A 15,565-nucleotide genomic window follows, 5' to 3' on the forward strand; every position below is an offset into this window, starting at 1 on the left:
AACCATGCGCTTGCTCACGGATTGACCACACGATTGATGACAACGTTGTCCCCACCTGGTGCCGGACTCTCTCCCCGGCCTCCCAGGTACCTCCGTCCGCCCCCTCCGTCGCCTTCCCGGGCGACGCCCGGACCTGCGTCACGCGCGGCGCCATCGGGGCCCGCGCGCCCTTTGATCGGAGACTTACCCATGTACGACCCGATTGTGCGCAGTGCCGAACGTTCGACCCGTAGCTGTCGTCCCCGCCGCCTGGCCTGGCTGCTTGCCCTGGCCGCCGGCAGCGTCGCCCTGCCCGGCCTGGCGCAGGCCGCCAGCTGTGCCGGGGTGGCCCAGTGGGACCAGGCCAAGATCTACCGGGCCGGCGATACCCTGCAGAAAGGAGGCGTCCTCTATCGGGCGAACCAGGACATCTGGAACGCGCCGCCGGATCATCCGGCCGGCGCGCCCTACTACACCAACCTGGGTGCCTGCGATGGCAGTGGCAGCAACCAGCCGCCGGTGGTCAGCCTGACCTCGCCGGCCAACGGTGCCACCTTCAGCGCCGGCAGCACGGTGAACGTGACCGCCAACGCCAGCGATCCGGACGGCAGCGTCGCCAAGGTCGAGTTCTTCCGCGACGGCAGCTCGCTGGGCATCGCCACCAACGCACCGTATGCAGCCAGCTGGGCCAATGCCAGCGCCGGCAGCCACACGCTGCGTGCGGTGGCCACCGACAACAACAACGCCACCACCAGCACGCCGACCATCACCATCACCGTCAACGCCGCCGGTGGCGATACCACCGCGCCGAGCGTGCCGGGCGGGCTGGCTGTGGGTACGCGTACCGCCAGCAGCATCGCGCTCAGCTGGAGCCCGTCCACCGACAACACCGGCGGCAGCGGCGTGGCCGGCTATGACGTGTACCGCAACGGCAGCCTGGTCGGCTCGCCGTCCAGCGCCAGCTATGTCGATGGCGGGCTGACCGCATCGACCACCTACCGCTACCGCGTGCGTGCCCGCGACAACGCCGGCAATGCGTCGGCACAGGGCACCGAGATCAGCGCCACCACGCTGGCCGGCGACGGCGGCACTACCGGCAAGCGGGTCATCGGTTACTTCACCCAGTGGGGCATCTACGGCCGCAACTACCGGGTCAAGAACATCGACAGCAGTGGTTCGGCCGCGCGCCTGACCCACATCAACTACGCATTCGGCAACGTGCGCAACAACCGCTGCGAAGTGGGCATCACCCAGCCGTCGGATCCGAACAGCGGTGCCGGTGGCGATGCCTTCGCCGATTACACCAAGGCGTTCAGTGCCGCCGAGAGCGTCAGCGGCAGCGCCGATACCTGGGACCAGCCGCTGCGCGGCAACTGGAACCAGCTCAAGCAGCTCAAGGCCAAGTACCCGGGCATGAAGGTGTTGATCTCGCTGGGTGGCTGGACCTGGTCGCGCGGCTTCTCCAGCGCGGCCCGCCCGGAAAACCGCCAGGCCTTCGTCGCCTCGTGCATCGACGCCTACATCAAGGGCAACCTGCCGGTGACCGACGGTGCCGGTGGTGCCGGAGCCGCGCTGGGCGTGTTCGACGGCATCGACATCGACTGGGAATACCCGGTGGCCTGTGGCATCGAATGCGGCAAGCCGGAAGACAACGCCAACTTCACCGCACTGATGGCCGAGTTCCGCCGCCAGCTCGATGCGGTGCGTCCGGGCCTGTTGCTGACGGTGGCAGTGGGTGCGGGCATCGACAAGATCCGCGTCACCGATCCGGCCGCGTACCACCCGTACTTGGACTACATCAACGTGATGACCTACGACTTCCACGGTGCGTGGGATGCGAAGACCAATCACCAGTCGGCGCTGTTCGATTCGCCGAATGATCCGTCCACCGGCGACCAGAAGCTGTACAACAGCAACGATGCCATCGAGGCCTTCATCAGCCGCGGCGTGCCCGCTGCAAAGCTCAACCTGGGCATCGGCTACTACGGGCGTGGCTGGACCGGCGTGGCCAACGCCAACAACGGCTTGTACCAGACCGCAACCGGTGCCGCACCGGGGACCTACGAGGCCGGCATCGAAGACTGGAAGGTGCTGAAGAACCTGGCGTGGCCGGGCTACACCGACAACACCGCCGGTGCCACCTGGATCTACAACGGCAGTACGCTGTGGAGCTTCGACACCCCGGCCAACATCACCCGCAAGATGGGTTACGTGAAGACCCAGGGCCTGGGCGGCGCGTTCGTCTGGGAGTTCAGTGGTGACGATGCACAGGGCACGCTGACCAAGGCGGTCAGTGATGGCCTGAAGTAAGGAAAAAGCCGGGGGCGCATTGTGCGCCCCCGGCCCCTGATCTGTAGCGCCGAGCCATGCTCGGCTGTCACATGTGGAACCGCAGTCGAGCATGGCTCGACGCTACAGTTCCGCGTCAGCGCTTGGCCGACAGCTTTTCCAGCGCTGCGCGCAGCTGTGCCGGCGGCAGGTAGCCACCCAGCTGGGTGCCATCGGGGGCGAAGATCGCCGGCGTGCCGTTCACGCCCAGCTGCTGGCCCAGCGCGTACTGCATGGCCACCGGGTTGGTGCAGTTCTTGGCAGGCACGCTGCCACCGCGCTTGGCATTGGTCAGCGCCTGGCGACGATCGGCCGCACACCAGACCGAGATCATGTCGGTGTAATCCTTGCTGCCCAGGCCCATGCGCGGGAACGCCAGGTACTCGACGCTGATGCCGTTGCGGTTCAGTTCGGCAATGTCCTGGTGCAGCTTGCGGCAGTAACCGCATTCGATATCGGTGAACACGCTGATGGTGTACTTCGCGTTCGGCGCGGCAAACACGATGCGGTCACCATGGTTGGCCTTGGCCAGCAGGTCGCGGCGGTAGCCGAGCAAGCCTTCGCTGTTGGCCGGGCCCTTGGCACGGGTGTCGTAGGGCTGCGACTGGAACAGGTAACGGCCATCGTCGGAGACGTACAGCAGCTGGCCGGAAACGACGACCTCGCGGAAGCCCGGGAACGGCGCAGCACCGATGTAGTCCACCTGGAAGCCCGGATTGAGCGCGGTCAGCGCCGCACGCACGGCCTGGTCGGCCGACGCGTTGGCGACCGGACCGGCCTTGGCCGCCGCGGCGGCAGCAGGTGCCTTGGCGGCCGGCGGGGCCGGCTGGGCGCAGGCGGTCAGGCTGAGCGCACCGAGCACGGCGGCGATGGCAAATCGAAGCATGGAGCGGTCCGCGACAGAAGAAGACCCCGGATTCTGACACAGCCGCCCGCAGCGGGCCGCGACGCCGCGCACGGCCCGGGGCCGGGATTCAGCCGCCGGCTCAGCCGCGCGGGTGATGGCGGGCGTGCAGCTTCTGCAGGTGTTCGCGGGCCACCAGGGTGTAGATCTGGGTGGTCGACAGCGAACTGTGGCCCAGCAGCATCTGCAGCGCGCGCAGGTCGGCGCCGCGATTGAGCAGATGGGTGGCGAAGCTGTGGCGCAGGCCATGCGGACTGATCCGCGCCGGATCGATCCCCGCGACCTGGGCGTGGCGCTTGACCAGATGCCAGAACGCCTGCCGGGTCAGTGCGTGCAGCGTCGGCTCGATGAACAACGGCGTCTGCCCATCGGCCAGGGCGTGCACCCTGCCCTTGCCGACCAGCTGCGGCCGCGACTGCTGCAGGTAGCGCTCCAGCCAGTGCTGCGATTCCTCGCCCAGTGGCACCAGGCGTTCCTTGCTGCCCTTGCCGGTGACCCGCAGCACGCCCTGGCGCAGGTTGACCGCGGTGGCCGGCAGCAGCACCAGTTCGCTCACGCGCAGCCCTGCGGCATACATCAGTTCGAGCATGGCCCGGTCGCGCAGGCCCAGTGCGCTGTCGATGTCCGGCGCCGCCAGCAGTGCATCGATCTGGCTTTCGGCCAGCGCCTTGGGCAGCAGACGTGGCAGTTTCGGTGGGTCCAGCAACGCGCTGGGGTCTTCACTGCGTTCGCCACGGCGTACGCCATCGGCGAAGAACGCACGCAGCGCCGACAGCAGGCGCGCATTGCTGCGCGGCGACCAGCCATGGCGGGTGCGCCAGGCCAGGTAGTCGAACAGCCCGGGACGCTCGATGCCGGCCAGGCCACCGTCGCGCCCATCCATCCAGCGCGCCAGCCCTTCCACGTCGCGCCGATAGCTGTCGAGGGTGGCGCGGGCCAGGCCGTTCTCGGCCCAGATGGCATCGAGGAAGCGCTGGATGCGCGCGCTGTCGTCACCGCGCAGCTCGGGCAGCTGCTGGACCAGCTGGCGGCGTTCGGCAGGAGTGGAAACAAGGGCCATGGGTGAAGGATACGAGGGTGCCAGCGGATGCGGCCAGCATTGCGTATGCTCGGCGCATGTCCCGCCCCGCCACCGACACGGCCCCTGCGGCCGCTACTGGAATGCCGCGCCCGCGCGCCCTGCTGGTCTGGCGCGTGCTGGCCATGGTCTACGACGCACTGCCGGTGCTGGCACTGTGGATGCTGGCAGGCACGCTGTTCACCCTGGCCTACACCCTCAGCGGCCACGCGCAGCGCGAGAACATCGCCCCGTTCAGTGCCTGGCAGTGGCTGCTGTGGGCGGTGTGCTGGGCTGTGACGGGCGGGTATGCAACGGCCAGCTGGCGCCGCGGCGGCCAGACGCTGGGCATGCGGCCATGGCGGTTGAAGCTCGAATCGAGCGATGGCACGCCGCTGCGGCGCGCGCAGCTGTGGCTGCGCTTCGCGGTGGGCACGCTGTCACTGCTGCTGGCTGGGCTGGGGTTCTGGTGGGCATGGGTCGACCCCCAGCGGCTGACCTGGCACGACCGCGCCAGCGCCACCCGGCTGGTGCGGATGCCCAAGCGCTGACGCGCATTCTGTAGCGTCGAGCCATGCTCGACTGCCTTCTGTGTAGAGTCGAGCCGTGCTCGACTCACGCGCGGAGCTCAGAAAGCAGCCGGGCCACGCCCGGCGCTGCATCACTCAGCCCGACTTGCGCCGGAACAACAATCCGGACACCGCCAGCATCACGATCGGCGGCAACGCATAGGCAATGCGGTAGTCGAACTTCAGCGCGCCGGCCATGCGGCCGAAGAACAGCTGCAGCAGCCAGAAGCCCAGTGCGAACAGGATGCCCAGGAACAGGCGCTTGCCCATGCCGCCGCTGCGTAGCGAACCGAACGCGAACGGCACCGCGGCCAGGCACAGCGCCAGCACGTTCAACGGGTAGAACCAGCGGCTCCAGTAGATATCCTCGAAATCACGGGCATCCAGGCCGTTGCGTTCGCGGTACTCGATGCTGGCCCGCAACTCGGTGATCCTCAGGTTGCGCGGCTTGGCGATCCCCGCGGCCAGCGCGCCGGCATCCAGGCGGGAATTCCACGGCTCCCGTGCCACTTCCTGGCGCGTGGCCGAGCGCTCGCCGAACGTATCGCGGCTCACGCTGGTCAGCACCCAGCCGTCACGGTCATGCTCGGCGGTGGCGGCATGGGTGATCGAGGCGATCCGTCCATCCTCGGCGATGCGATACAGGCGCACCTCACGCAGGATCAACCGCGTGCCCTTGTCGCCCACCAGCTGCTCCTCGCCGCCGGCAGCGCTGAGGAAGGTGTCGCCCTCACGTGCCCACAGGCCCGCGTAACGGGTGGTGGCGATGTCCCGGCCCCACTTGGCGCTGGCCTTCAGCGCATCGGCGCGGTCCTGGCCCCACGGTCCCAGCGTCTCGGCGCTGAACACCATCACGGCGGTCAGCAGTGACAGCGCGATCGCCACCGACACGCTCAACCGCCTGCGCGACAGGCCCAGCGCGCGCAGCGCGGTCAGTTCCGAGGTCGCGGCCAGCTGGCCCAGGCCCATCAGCGCGCCGATCACCGCAGCCGTGGGGAACATCGTGTAGGCCCGGCGCGGCACGGTGTACAGCACCCAGGCCGCCGCGTGTCCCAGCGTGTAGCCGTTCTTGCCGATGTCCTTGAACTCGCCGGAGAAGGCCATCACCACGTCCAGGCCCACCAGCACCGCCCAGGTCAGCAGCACCGTGGTGAACACCGTCCGGCCCAGGTACAGGTCGAAACGCATCGGGCGCAGCCTCATGCGCGGGCTCCCTTCGGTCGGCCCAGGCGGCCATCACGTGCATACATCCAGATCGACAGCGCCAGCAGCGGCAGGGTCAACCACCACAGGCCGAGCGCGGCCGGTATCTTGCCGGTGGCGATCCAGCCACTGCCGATGAACATCAGGTTGGTCCCCACCATGTAGGCCATCAGGGCCAGCATCATCCGCCCGTAGCGCTGCTGGCGCGGCGAGCTGCGGCCCAGCGGTACGGTCAGCAGGGCAAAGGCCAGTGCGATCAGCGGCGGCGCCAGGCGGCGGTGCAGCTGGGCCTGCGCCTGCGGGCGCCCATCGCCGATCAGCTGCAGGGTCGGCATCAGTTCCGGATCATCCTCGGTCCGGGTCTGCGCGCCATCCGGCAGGGCCACATCGTTGCGGGCGAAGGTGGCCAGCCGGTAATCCAGCCCACCTACGGCCGGGCCTTCCACCTGGTGCCCGTCGTCCAGCTCGAGGAAGCGCTGGCGGGCGCCTTCAAAGAACATCCGGCCACCTGCGGCGGACACCACCTCGATGCGATCATCCTTCTGCCGCTGCATGAACACCTTGCCCAGCTCGGTGCCGTCAGCCGAGATCGAAGACAGGTAGACCACGCCGCCATTGGGCAGCGGGGTGAACCGGCCCGGCTCCAGGCCGGCCATCAGCACGCTGCGGTTGGCCTCGATGATCATCTGCTCGGCCACCCGGCCGGCCCACGGGCCCAGCCACAGCGAGCAGGCACCGACCAGCAGCACCACCGGCACCACCAGCATCAGCAGCGGCCGCAGCAGGCGCTTGGGGCCGACGCCAATGGCGGTGATCACCGCCATTTCCGAGTCGCGGTACAGGCGGGCGATGGCCAGCAGCAGGCCCAGCATCAGTGCCAGCGGGAGGATCAGCGGCAGGTAGGCGATGAACTGCAGGCCCAGCTGCGAGAACAGCAGCTTGGCCGGCAGGCGTCCGTCGGCAATGTTGCCGAGGATGTCCACCAGGACGCCGCCCACGCTGACCACGAGCAGGACGATCAGGGTAGCGAGGAAACTCTGGACGAAATCGCCCAGCAGGTATCGGTCGAGCTTCAACATGGGGCGGTGGTTTAAACTCTGGGGTTCGTTCGCGGTGCCGCCCAGTCTACTGTCTGGGCGTAAACGGTCCGCGATTGTACGGACTTGCCAATGGAATCTGCTCAATGGCCCTCGAATTCACCCTGAACCACGTTGCTCCGGCCGCCGCCACCGTTGATTGCCTGGTGGTCGGCGCGTATGCCGACCATACCCTGACTCCGGCCGCAAAGGCACTGGACGCCGCCAGCGGCGGTCGCCTGGCCGCCCTGGCCCAGCGCGGCGACCTGTCCGGCAAGACCGGCGCCACCACCCTGCTGCACGACCTGCCGGGGGTGTCGGCCCCGCGCGTGCTGGTGGTCGGCCTCGGTGAGGCCGCCCGTTTCGGCGTGCCCCAGTACCTGAAGGCCGTCGGCGACGCCGTGCGCGCGCTGAAGGCCGGTGCCACCCGCAGTGCACTGTTCACCCTCTCCGAGGTGGCGGTGAAGGACCGCGACGCCGCCTGGGCGATCCGCCAGGCCGTGATCGCCTCCGATCACGCTGCTTACCGCTACACCGCCACCCTGGGCAAGAAGAAGGCCGACGATGCCGGCCTGGCGCAGCTGGCTATTGCCGGTGACGACGCCCAGGCCCTGGCCCAGGGCCAGGCCATCGCCGCCGGTGTCGAGTTCGCCCGCGAACTGGGCAACCTGCCGCCGAACTACTGCACCCCGGCCTACCTGGCCGAAGTGGGCGTGAAGTTTGCCGGCGAGCACGACGGCGCCGAGGCCGAGATCCTGGATGAGACCCAGATGGAAGCGTTGGGCATGGGCTCGCTGCTGGCCGTGGCCCGTGGTTCGGCCAACCGCCCGCGCCTGGTCGTGCTGAAGTGGACCGGCGCCGGCGACGCCAAGCCGTACGTGCTGGTCGGCAAGGGCATCACCTTCGATACCGGCGGCGTCAACCTGAAGACCCAGGGCGGCATCGAGGAGATGAAGTACGACATGTGCGGTGGCGCCAACGTCATCGGCACCTTCGTCGCCGCGGTCAAGGCCAAGCTGCCGCTGAACCTGGTGGTAGTGGTCCCGGCGGTGGAAAACGCCATCGACGGCAACGCCTACCGTCCGTCCGACGTGATCACCTCGATGTCGGGCAAGACCATCGAAGTCGGCAATACCGACGCCGAAGGCCGCCTGATCCTGTGTGACGCGCTGACCTATGCGCAGCGTTTCGAGCCGGCCGCGCTGGTCGACGTCGCCACCCTGACCGGTGCCTGCATGGTCGCCCTGGGCCACCAGACCGCTGGCCTGATGAGCAAGCACGACGACCTGGCCAACGAGCTGCTGGCCGCCGGCGAACACGTGTTCGACCGCGCCTGGCGTCTGCCGCTGTGGGACGAGTACCAGCCGATGCTGGATTCGACCTTCGCCGACGTCTACAACATCGGCGGCCGCTGGGCCGGTGCGATCACCGCCGGCTGCTTCCTGTCGCGCTTCGCCGAAGGCCAGCGCTGGGCACACCTGGACATCGCCGGCGTGGCCAGCGATGAAGGCAAGCGTGGCATGGCCACCGGCCGCCCGGTCGGCCTGCTGAGCCAGTGGCTGCTGGACCAGGTCGCCCGCGCCTGATGCCGTACCCGACCCTGGCCGGCCACCGCCGGCCAGGGCCTCGCCCGGCAACGCCGGGCCCCTGCCTGACCCGGACCCTGCCATGCCCCGCGCCGACTTCTACCTGATCGCCAAGCCCCGCTTCCTGACCGAGCCGCTGCGCCTGGTCTGCGAGCTGGCGCGCAAGGCCAACGACGCCGGGTTGTTCACCCTGGTGCTGGCCCGTGACCAGGCCCAGGCCGAGGAACTGGACGAACTGCTGTGGGCGTTCGATGACGACGCCTACATCCCGCACCAGATCGCCGGCGAGGACATGGACGAGGAAGAAGCCCTGGTGCTGATCGCGGTGCCCGGCACCGAGGCCCCGGCCCGCCCGCTGGTGATCAACCTGCGCGACGATCCCTGGCTGGGCCAGTGCGAGCGCGTGCTGGAGGTGGTCCCGGCCGACCCGGAAGCGCGCGAACCGCTGCGCGAACGCTGGCGCCAGTACAAGGCCGCCGGTTACGACCTGAACAAGCACGACATGTAAGCACGCGCCGGCCCCCTTGATGGGCCGCCGCCGTGCCCTGATCCTTCAACGATTGCCTCCTGGTTCCCCCGCATGACCCAACTCGCCTCCAGCTACGACCCGAAGTCCTTCGAGACCGACCTCTACGAGGCCTGGGAGAAGGCCGGCCACTTCAAGCCGTCCGGCACGGGCGAGCCGTACACCATCCTGCTGCCGCCGCCGAACGTGACCGGCACCCTGCACATGGGCCATGCCTTCCAGCAGACCCTGATGGACGCGCTGGTGCGCTACCACCGCATGCGCGGCTACGACACGCTGTGGCAGGTCGGTACCGACCATGCCGGCATCGCCACCGAAATGGTGGTCAGCCGCAACCTGGCGCTGGAAGGCAAGGGCGAGACCCGCGATTCGCTGGGCCGCGAAGGCTTCATCGGCAAGGTCTGGGAGTGGAAGCAGCAGTCCGGCGACACCATCGAGCGCCAGATGCGCCGCCTCGGCACCTCCGCCGACTGGTCGCGCAGCACCTTCACCATGGACCCGCAGCCGTCGGCCGCGGTCAACGAAGCCTTCGTGCGCTGGTACGAGCAGGGCCTGATCTACCGTGGCCAGCGCCTGGTCAACTGGGACCCGGTGCTGAAGACCGCGATTTCCGACCTGGAAGTGGAGAGCGCCGAGGAAGACGGCTTCCTGTGGTCGATCGCCTACACGCTGGATGGAGGCCTGAGCTACGAGCACGTCGAGCGCGATGCCGACGGCGTGGAAACCCTGCGCGAGACCCGCGACTACCTGGTGGTCGCCACCACCCGCCCGGAAACCCTGCTGGGTGATACCGCGGTGATGGTGCACCCGGAAGACGAGCGCTATTCGCACCTGATCGGCAAGAGCGTGGTGCTGCCGCTGACCGGCCGCCGCGTGCCGGTGATCGCCGACGACTACGTCGACCGTGCGTTCGGCACCGGCGTGGTCAAGGTCACCCCGGCGCACGACTTCAACGATTACGAAGTGGGCGTGCGCCACAGCCTGCCGATGATCAACCTGTTCACCCCGGTGGCGGCGCTGAATGAGAATGCCCCGGAACGATTCCAGGGCCTGGACCGCTACGAAGCGCGCAAGGCCGTGCTGGCCGAACTGGAAGACCTGGGCATCCTGGTCGAGACCAGGGCGCACAAACTGCAGGTGCCGCGCGGCGACCGTACCGGCCAGGTGATCGAGCCGTACCTGACCGACCAGTGGTTCGTGAAGATGGACGACCTGGCCAAGCGTGGCCTGGAACTGGTCGAGGACGGCAGCATTTCCTTCGTGCCGCCGAACTGGATCAACACCTACCGCCACTGGATGAACAACATCCAGGACTGGTGCATCAGCCGCCAGCTGTGGTGGGGCCACCGCATCCCGGCCTGGTTCGATGCCGCCACCGGCAGCTGCTACGTCGGCCGCAGCGAAGCGGAGGTGCGGGCCAAGCACAACCTCGGCAGCGATGTGGTGCTGAACCAGGAAAGCGACGTGCTGGAGACCTGGTTCTCCTCGCAGCTGTGGCCGTTCTCCACCCTGGGCTGGCCGAACGAACAGGCCATGGCCGAGCGTGGCTTCGACCGCTACCTGCCGTCGTCGGTACTGATCACCGGCTTCGACATCATCTTCTTCTGGGTGGCGCGCATGATCATGGCCACCGACAACCTGGTCGGGAAGATCCCGTTCAAGGACGTCTACTTCACCGGCCTGATCCGCGACGGCCAGGGCCAGAAGATGTCCAAGAGCAAGGGCAACGTGCTCGATCCGCTGGACATCATCGACGGCATCACCATCGACGACCTGGTCGCCAAGCGTACCGGCGGCCTGATGCAGCCGAAGATGGTGGAGAAGATCGAGAAGGCCACCCGCAAGGAATTCCCGGACGGCATCGCCGCCCACGGTGCCGATGCGCTGCGCTTCACCATCGCCGCGCTGGCCACCCACGGCCGCGACATCAAGTTCGACATGAACCGCGCCGAGGGCTACAAGAACTTCTGCAACAAGCTGTGGAACGCCAGCCGCTTCGCCCTGATGAACACCGAGGGCGCGGCGTTCAGCGGCGTGCCCACGCCGCGCACCGATGCCGAGCGCTGGATCCTGGCGCGCCTGGCCGCCACCACCGCCGAAGCGCAGGGCCATTTCGCCGCCTACCGCTTCGACCTGCTGGCACAGTGCCTGTACGAGTTCGCCTGGAACGCGTTCTGCGACTGGTTCCTGGAACTGAGCAAGCCGGCACTGAACGGCGGTGACGCCGCCGACGCCGAGAGCACCCGCCACACCCTGCTGTACGTGCTGGAAGCGCTGCTGCGCCTGCTGCACCCGCTGACTCCGTTCATCACCGAACAGCTGTGGCAGCAGCTGGCCCCGCGCCTAGGCCTGGCCGAGACCACGCTGTCGCTGCGCCCGTACCCGACCGCGGCCGAGTTCGAAGGCGATTTCGCCCAGGCCGAGGCCGACGTGGAATGGCTGAAGGCGGTGATCAGTGCGGTGCGTCGCGTGCGCAGTGAACTGAATGTCGCGCCGTCCAAGCTGGTGCCGCTGCGCCTGCAGGCCGGGCTGGAGCAGGACCGCGTGCGCATCGAACGCTTCAGTGCCTCGCTGTCGTTCCTTCTGAAGCTGGACAGCATCCAGTGGCTGGCCGAAGGCGAAAGCGCACCGGCTGCCGCCGCCGCGATCATCGGTGAGCTGAAGCTGCTGGTGCCGCTGGAAGGCCTGGTCGATCTTGATGCCGAGCGCGTGCGCCTGGACAAGGAAATCGCCCGCGTCGACGCCGAAAAGGAGAAGAGCGAGACCAAGCTGGCCAAGTTCACCGACAAGGTGCCGCCGGCCGTGGTCGAGCAGGAGCGCGTGCGCCTGGTGGACTGGAACACCCAGCTGGCCGGCCTGCGCGAGCAGCGCGCGAAGCTGTAACCGCCGCGCTCTGGTGCGTGCCAACCAAGGTTGGCACCTCCCACGGCGGGAGAGGTTGGCACCCACCGAAGCGGAATCGGAAACGCCGGGCGATGCCCGGCGTTTCCATTTGCCCCCGCATGGCATCATCGGCGGATGCCGCTTTCCATCTTCCTGCTCGTCCTCGCTGCCGCAGCACTGCATGCCAGCTGGAATGCGATCGTCAAGCGCGGGCCGGACAAGTTCCTCGGCACCGTGCTGGTCACCGGCAGCGCCGCGCTGCTGTCGGCCGCCGCCCTGCCCTTCCTGCCCTTCCCTGCTACGCACAGCTGGCCATGGCTGGGTGCCTCGGTGTTGCTGCAGGTGACTTACTACGGCCTGGTCGCACGCTGTTATCAGCAGGTCGACATGAGCCTGGCCTATCCGCTGATGCGTGGCAGTGCGCCGATCCTGGTCGCACTGGCCGGCACCCTGCTGGGTGAAGGGCTGCCGCCCGTGGCGTGGCTGGGTGTGGTGCTGGTCAGCACCGGCATCCTGTGCATGGCACTGGGTGCACGAGGCGGCCAGCTTCGGCTGCCACTGCTGACCGCCGCAATGATCGCCACTTACACGCTGGTCGATGCGCAGGGTGCGCGCCAATCCGGCAGCGCGCTCAGTTACACCCTGTGGTTGTTCCTGCTGTCGGGCATTCCATTGCCGCTGTGGGCGCTGTACACCCGGCGGGGTGCGGTGCTGGCCTATGCGCGCCAGCACTGGCCGCTGGGCATGGCCGGCGGCGTCGGCACCACCGCCTCGTATGCGATGGCGCTGTGGGCGATGACCCAGGCGCCGGTGGCGATGGTCTCGGCGCTGCGCGAATCCTCGATCCTGTTCGCGCTGCTGATCTCGGTGTTCGTACTGCGCGAACACGTGCCGCGGGTGCGCTGGCTGGCCGCTTCGCTCATCGTGGGCGGCGTGCTGGCGTTGCGGTTGGCTTGAGCAGAGCGTGCCAACCAAGGTTGGCACCTACCACGGCAGGCGATGTGTCGATCACAGCGGAGACCCATCGGTAGTGCCGGCCGCTGGCCGGCAACCCTTCTCCGCTACAGCGGCGGCATCGCCTGCAGGTCGCCGTCGACCAGCTCGATCGCCATCACCAGCGCGTCTTCGCGGCCCTGCGCAGCGGGGTAGTAGCGCGGGCGACGGCCGATCTCGTTGAAGCCTTCGCTGTGGTACAGCGCCAGCGCGGGCGCATTGGACGGCCGCACTTCCAGGAACACGCGCTGCGCGCCGCGGTCTCCGGCCAGCTGCACCAGCGCACGCAGCAACTGGCGGCCGAGCCCCCGCGACTGCGTCGACGGATCGATGCAGACGTTCAGGACATGCGCCTCATCGGCGGCGATGCTGAGCACGCCGTAGCCGATCAGCAGGCCATCGCGCTCCATCGCCAAGCCCGGGTAACCGGCACGCAGGCAGTCAACGAAGATGCCGCGGGTCCATGGAAACGGATAGCCGCGCACTTCAATCGCCATCACCGCATTGAGATCGCTCTCGCGCAACGCGCGCAGGCTGACCGGGCCGGGCTGGCTGACCGCACTCATGGCGCGCCCCGCTTGCGCAGCGCACGCAGCTGCGGCCACAGCGCGCGCTTGGCGGCCGGGTCATGGCGCAGCTGGTCCAGGGGCCAACTGTCCATCAGCGCCTGCGTCGCCGGATCATTGGGATTGCAGCCGGACGCACGCAGCAGCGCGATCTGCAGGCGATCCGGCAGGCGCACCACGGGCTGCCGGGCATTGCCGGCCGGCAGCGGACGCGCCGATGCCGGCGCGGTATCGGGTGCGTTGACCGGGGTTTCGCGGCGGGGCGGCGCCGGGCGTTGCAGACCGGGCGACGGCACAGCCTCGGCGCGGCGTTCGCCCGACGAAGATGCCGCGCTTGCCCGTGCCGGCTGCGTCGGCGGCACGGCGGCCGCCTCGGCTTCGGCCACGCTCAGCTGCAGCGCGGCATCCAGCTCGGCGGCCAGCTGGCCGTCGTGGTAGACGGTGTAGCCCATGGCCTGCAGCCAGGCCTGCTGCGCCGGAGACCACAGCACGGGCAGGTCCTGGCTCACGCCGCCTCGGGCTTCTTGCGCAGGCGCTGCACGGCCCACATCACCGGGCCGGACAAGGCATACAGGATGCCTACCGCGAACAGCACGCGCGGCAGATCGATGACCGCGATGGCGATGGCCACCGGCACCAGCGCCAGCACCAGGAACGGGACGCGATCAGACCGGGTGCCCTTGGCGGCACCGCCCTTGAAGCTCCAGAAACGGATGCGGCTGACCATCAGCAGCGCCGCGATGATCGTCACGGCCAGCGCCACATAGCGCAGCTGGTTGCCGTCCCAGCCCAGGTTGCCATCGGCGAAGGCCCAGACGAAGGACATCATCAGACCGGCCGCAGCCGGGCTGGCCAGGCCGACGAACCAGCGCTTGTCGACCACCGCCACCTGGGTGTTGAAGCGGGCCAGGCGCAGCGCCGCGCAGGCGGCATACAGGAAGGCCACGGCCCAGCCGACGCGGCCGAGCAGCGGGTCATCGAACTTCAGCCACGACAGCGACCAGTGGTACATCACCAGCGCCGGGGCCATGCCGAAGCTGACCAGGTCGGCCAGTGAGTCGTACTGCACGCCGAATTCGCTGCTGGTGCCGGTCAGGCGCGCCACGCGCCCGTCCAGGCCATCCATCACCGCCGCCACGAACACGGCGATGCTGGCGTTGACGAAATCCCCGTTGGCCGCGGCGATGATCGCGTAGAAACCGGCGAACAGCCCGGCGGTGGTGAACAGGTTGGGCAGCAGATAAATCGTGCGCGAACGCGGCGGCGGTGTGATCGGGTCCATGGAATCCAGTTTAATCGACTTGCCAGTGCTCGGTGCCAATGCTGCAATCGGCGTTCTACGCCCATTCTGCGGAGTCTGCCATGCGTGCCCTGTCCTGCCTTGGATGCCTGCTGTTGTTGGCCAGTGCCCACGCCGTGGCCGGGCCGGTCTACAAGTGGAAGGACGCCAACGGCGTGACCCAGTACTCGGAGACCCCGCCGGCGGGCAAGAAATTCGAGACCCGCGAGCAGGCCCGCAGCCCACAGGCCACGGCCGGTACCGAGACCCCGGCCGCGCCGGTGCCGGAGCAGTGCAGCACCGCCCGCGCCAACCTGGCCCTGCTGGAGGGGTCCGGCCAGGTGATGCAGGACACCAATGGCGACGGCAAGCCCGATACCGCGCTGACCCCGGAGCAGCGCACGGCGCAGAAGGGGCTGGCCGACGCGGCCATCAAGGCCTACTGCCCGGCGGAGTGAGGGTATCGGCAGGGCTGCGCCCTGCACCTGCCGAAGCAAGGTCAACGTCAAATTCGGCATTCCGTGGGATGGCGGGGCACTGTGGGTTTGCGGGGACGCCGTAAACCCGTCCATGGGGGCTTGGTCGCCGCATCCATGCGGCTCACACCCCGCAAACC

The 15,565-nt window shown here is 68.5% G+C and carries 14 protein-coding genes; 7 read left to right on the top strand and 7 right to left on the bottom strand.

What is annotated here, in order from left to right:
• Nucleotides 1–189 precede the first annotated feature (189 nt).
• The gene (locus QRO93_RS18310; protein ID WP_180878772.1) at nt 190–2,289 is read left to right on the top strand and encodes a glycosyl hydrolase family 18 protein; all 2,100 of its coding nucleotides are present in this window, start codon (nt 190–192) and stop codon (nt 2,287–2,289) included.
• Nucleotides 2,290–2,404: 115 nt separating this feature from the next.
• On the opposite strand, the gene QRO93_RS18315 is transcribed toward QRO93_RS18310, so the two are convergent.
• Together QRO93_RS18315 and xerD are read right to left on the bottom strand one after the other, a co-directional pair.
• Nucleotides 2,405–3,193 carry a thioredoxin fold domain-containing protein gene (locus tag QRO93_RS18315; RefSeq protein ID WP_053448748.1) on the bottom strand — a complete coding sequence of 263 codons (789 nt, stop codon included), beginning with the start codon at nt 3,191–3,193 and terminating at the stop codon, nt 2,405–2,407.
• Between the two features lie 100 nt (nt 3,194–3,293).
• Entirely contained in the window at nt 3,294–4,271 is a 978-nt protein-coding gene (xerD, locus tag QRO93_RS18320) for a site-specific tyrosine recombinase XerD (protein ID WP_180878773.1), read from the bottom strand.
• A 56-nt stretch (nt 4,272–4,327) separates the two neighbouring features.
• Here xerD and QRO93_RS18325 point away from each other — a divergent pair, with 56 nt between their 5' ends.
• Nucleotides 4,328–4,819, top strand: coding sequence for an RDD family protein (locus QRO93_RS18325; RefSeq protein WP_053451237.1), 492 nt, complete (start codon nt 4,328–4,330; stop codon nt 4,817–4,819).
• Between the two features lie 114 nt (nt 4,820–4,933).
• Here the strand turns inward: QRO93_RS18325 and lptG are convergent, their stop codons facing one another.
• Complete coding sequence (lptG, locus tag QRO93_RS18330) at nt 4,934–6,040, bottom strand: LPS export ABC transporter permease LptG (protein ID WP_053448746.1); 1,107 nt, start codon at nt 6,038–6,040, stop codon at nt 4,934–4,936.
• A complete protein-coding gene (lptF, locus tag QRO93_RS18335; protein WP_053448745.1) occupies nt 6,037–7,119 on the bottom strand; it encodes an LPS export ABC transporter permease LptF in 1,083 nt (360 codons plus the stop codon). Before lptF ends, lptG begins: the two co-directional genes overlap by 4 nt.
• Nucleotides 7,120–7,223: 104 nt before the next feature.
• Here lptF and QRO93_RS18340 point away from each other — a divergent pair, with 104 nt between their 5' ends.
• From QRO93_RS18340 to QRO93_RS18355, 4 genes are all read left to right on the top strand, one after another.
• Complete coding sequence (locus QRO93_RS18340; RefSeq protein ID WP_053508766.1) at nt 7,224–8,702, top strand: leucyl aminopeptidase; 1,479 nt, start codon at nt 7,224–7,226, stop codon at nt 8,700–8,702.
• An 82-nt stretch (nt 8,703–8,784) separates the two neighbouring features.
• The gene (locus QRO93_RS18345; RefSeq protein WP_004154132.1) at nt 8,785–9,210 is read left to right on the top strand and encodes a DNA polymerase III subunit chi; all 426 of its coding nucleotides are present in this window, start codon (nt 8,785–8,787) and stop codon (nt 9,208–9,210) included.
• Between the two features lie 72 nt (nt 9,211–9,282).
• The gene (locus tag QRO93_RS18350) at nt 9,283–12,111 is read left to right on the top strand and encodes a valine--tRNA ligase (protein WP_180878774.1); all 2,829 of its coding nucleotides are present in this window, start codon (nt 9,283–9,285) and stop codon (nt 12,109–12,111) included.
• Nucleotides 12,112–12,246: 135 nt separating this feature from the next.
• Nucleotides 12,247–13,068: an EamA family transporter gene (locus tag QRO93_RS18355; protein ID WP_180878775.1), complete on the top strand. Its 822-nt coding sequence runs from the start codon at nt 12,247–12,249 to the stop codon at nt 13,066–13,068.
• Nucleotides 13,069–13,172: 104 nt separating this feature from the next.
• Here the strand turns inward: QRO93_RS18355 and rimI are convergent, their stop codons facing one another.
• Genes rimI through pssA form a run of 3 tightly spaced genes read right to left on the bottom strand, consistent with a single transcriptional unit; the run spans nt 13,173 to nt 14,952 of the window.
• Nucleotides 13,173–13,670 carry a ribosomal protein S18-alanine N-acetyltransferase gene (rimI, locus tag QRO93_RS18360; protein WP_053448741.1) on the bottom strand — a complete coding sequence of 166 codons (498 nt, stop codon included), beginning with the start codon at nt 13,668–13,670 and terminating at the stop codon, nt 13,173–13,175.
• Nucleotides 13,667–14,179 (bottom strand): hypothetical protein, encoded by a 513-nt coding sequence (locus tag QRO93_RS18365; protein WP_164088008.1) that lies wholly within the window; start codon nt 14,177–14,179, stop codon nt 13,667–13,669. The genes rimI and QRO93_RS18365 overlap by 4 nt, the downstream gene beginning before the upstream one ends.
• On the bottom strand, nt 14,176–14,952 hold the full coding sequence (pssA, locus tag QRO93_RS18370; RefSeq protein WP_005415206.1) for a CDP-diacylglycerol--serine O-phosphatidyltransferase: 777 nt from the start codon (nt 14,950–14,952) through the stop codon (nt 14,176–14,178). Before pssA ends, QRO93_RS18365 begins: the two co-directional genes overlap by 4 nt.
• An 80-nt stretch (nt 14,953–15,032) precedes the next feature.
• Here pssA and QRO93_RS18375 point away from each other — a divergent pair, with 80 nt between their 5' ends.
• Entirely contained in the window at nt 15,033–15,407 is a 375-nt protein-coding gene (locus tag QRO93_RS18375) for a DUF4124 domain-containing protein (protein ID WP_180878776.1), read from the top strand.
• Nucleotides 15,408–15,565: the final 158 nt, after the last annotated feature.

This window comes from Stenotrophomonas maltophilia group sp. Smal17, assembly GCF_030237045.1.
Classification (GTDB): Bacteria; Pseudomonadota; Gammaproteobacteria; order Xanthomonadales; family Xanthomonadaceae; genus Stenotrophomonas; species Stenotrophomonas forensis.

Bases quoted from the DNA above. Each gene is read 5' to 3' on its own strand.
- QRO93_RS18350 (WP_180878774.1), top strand. From the start codon at position 9,283: ATGACCCAACTCGCCTCCAGCTACGACCCGAAGTCCTTCGAGACCGAC.
- rimI (WP_053448741.1), bottom strand. From the start codon at position 13,670: ATGAGTGCGGTCAGCCAGCCCGGCCCGGTCAGCCTGCGCGCGTTGCGC.
- QRO93_RS18325 (WP_053451237.1), top strand. From the start codon at position 4,328: ATGTCCCGCCCCGCCACCGACACGGCCCCTGCGGCCGCTACTGGAATG.
- pssA (WP_005415206.1), bottom strand. From the start codon at position 14,952: ATGGACCCGATCACACCGCCGCCGCGTTCGCGCACGATTTATCTGCTG.
- lptG (WP_053448746.1), bottom strand. From the start codon at position 6,040: ATGAGGCTGCGCCCGATGCGTTTCGACCTGTACCTGGGCCGGACGGTG.
- QRO93_RS18340 (WP_053508766.1), top strand. From the start codon at position 7,224: ATGGCCCTCGAATTCACCCTGAACCACGTTGCTCCGGCCGCCGCCACC.
- xerD (WP_180878773.1), bottom strand. From the start codon at position 4,271: ATGGCCCTTGTTTCCACTCCTGCCGAACGCCGCCAGCTGGTCCAGCAG.
- lptF (WP_053448745.1), bottom strand. From the start codon at position 7,119: ATGTTGAAGCTCGACCGATACCTGCTGGGCGATTTCGTCCAGAGTTTC.
- QRO93_RS18355 (WP_180878775.1), top strand. From the start codon at position 12,247: ATGCCGCTTTCCATCTTCCTGCTCGTCCTCGCTGCCGCAGCACTGCAT.
- QRO93_RS18315 (WP_053448748.1), bottom strand. From the start codon at position 3,193: ATGCTTCGATTTGCCATCGCCGCCGTGCTCGGTGCGCTCAGCCTGACC.
- QRO93_RS18310 (WP_180878772.1), top strand. From the start codon at position 190: ATGTACGACCCGATTGTGCGCAGTGCCGAACGTTCGACCCGTAGCTGT.
- QRO93_RS18375 (WP_180878776.1), top strand. From the start codon at position 15,033: ATGCGTGCCCTGTCCTGCCTTGGATGCCTGCTGTTGTTGGCCAGTGCC.
- QRO93_RS18345 (WP_004154132.1), top strand. From the start codon at position 8,785: ATGCCCCGCGCCGACTTCTACCTGATCGCCAAGCCCCGCTTCCTGACC.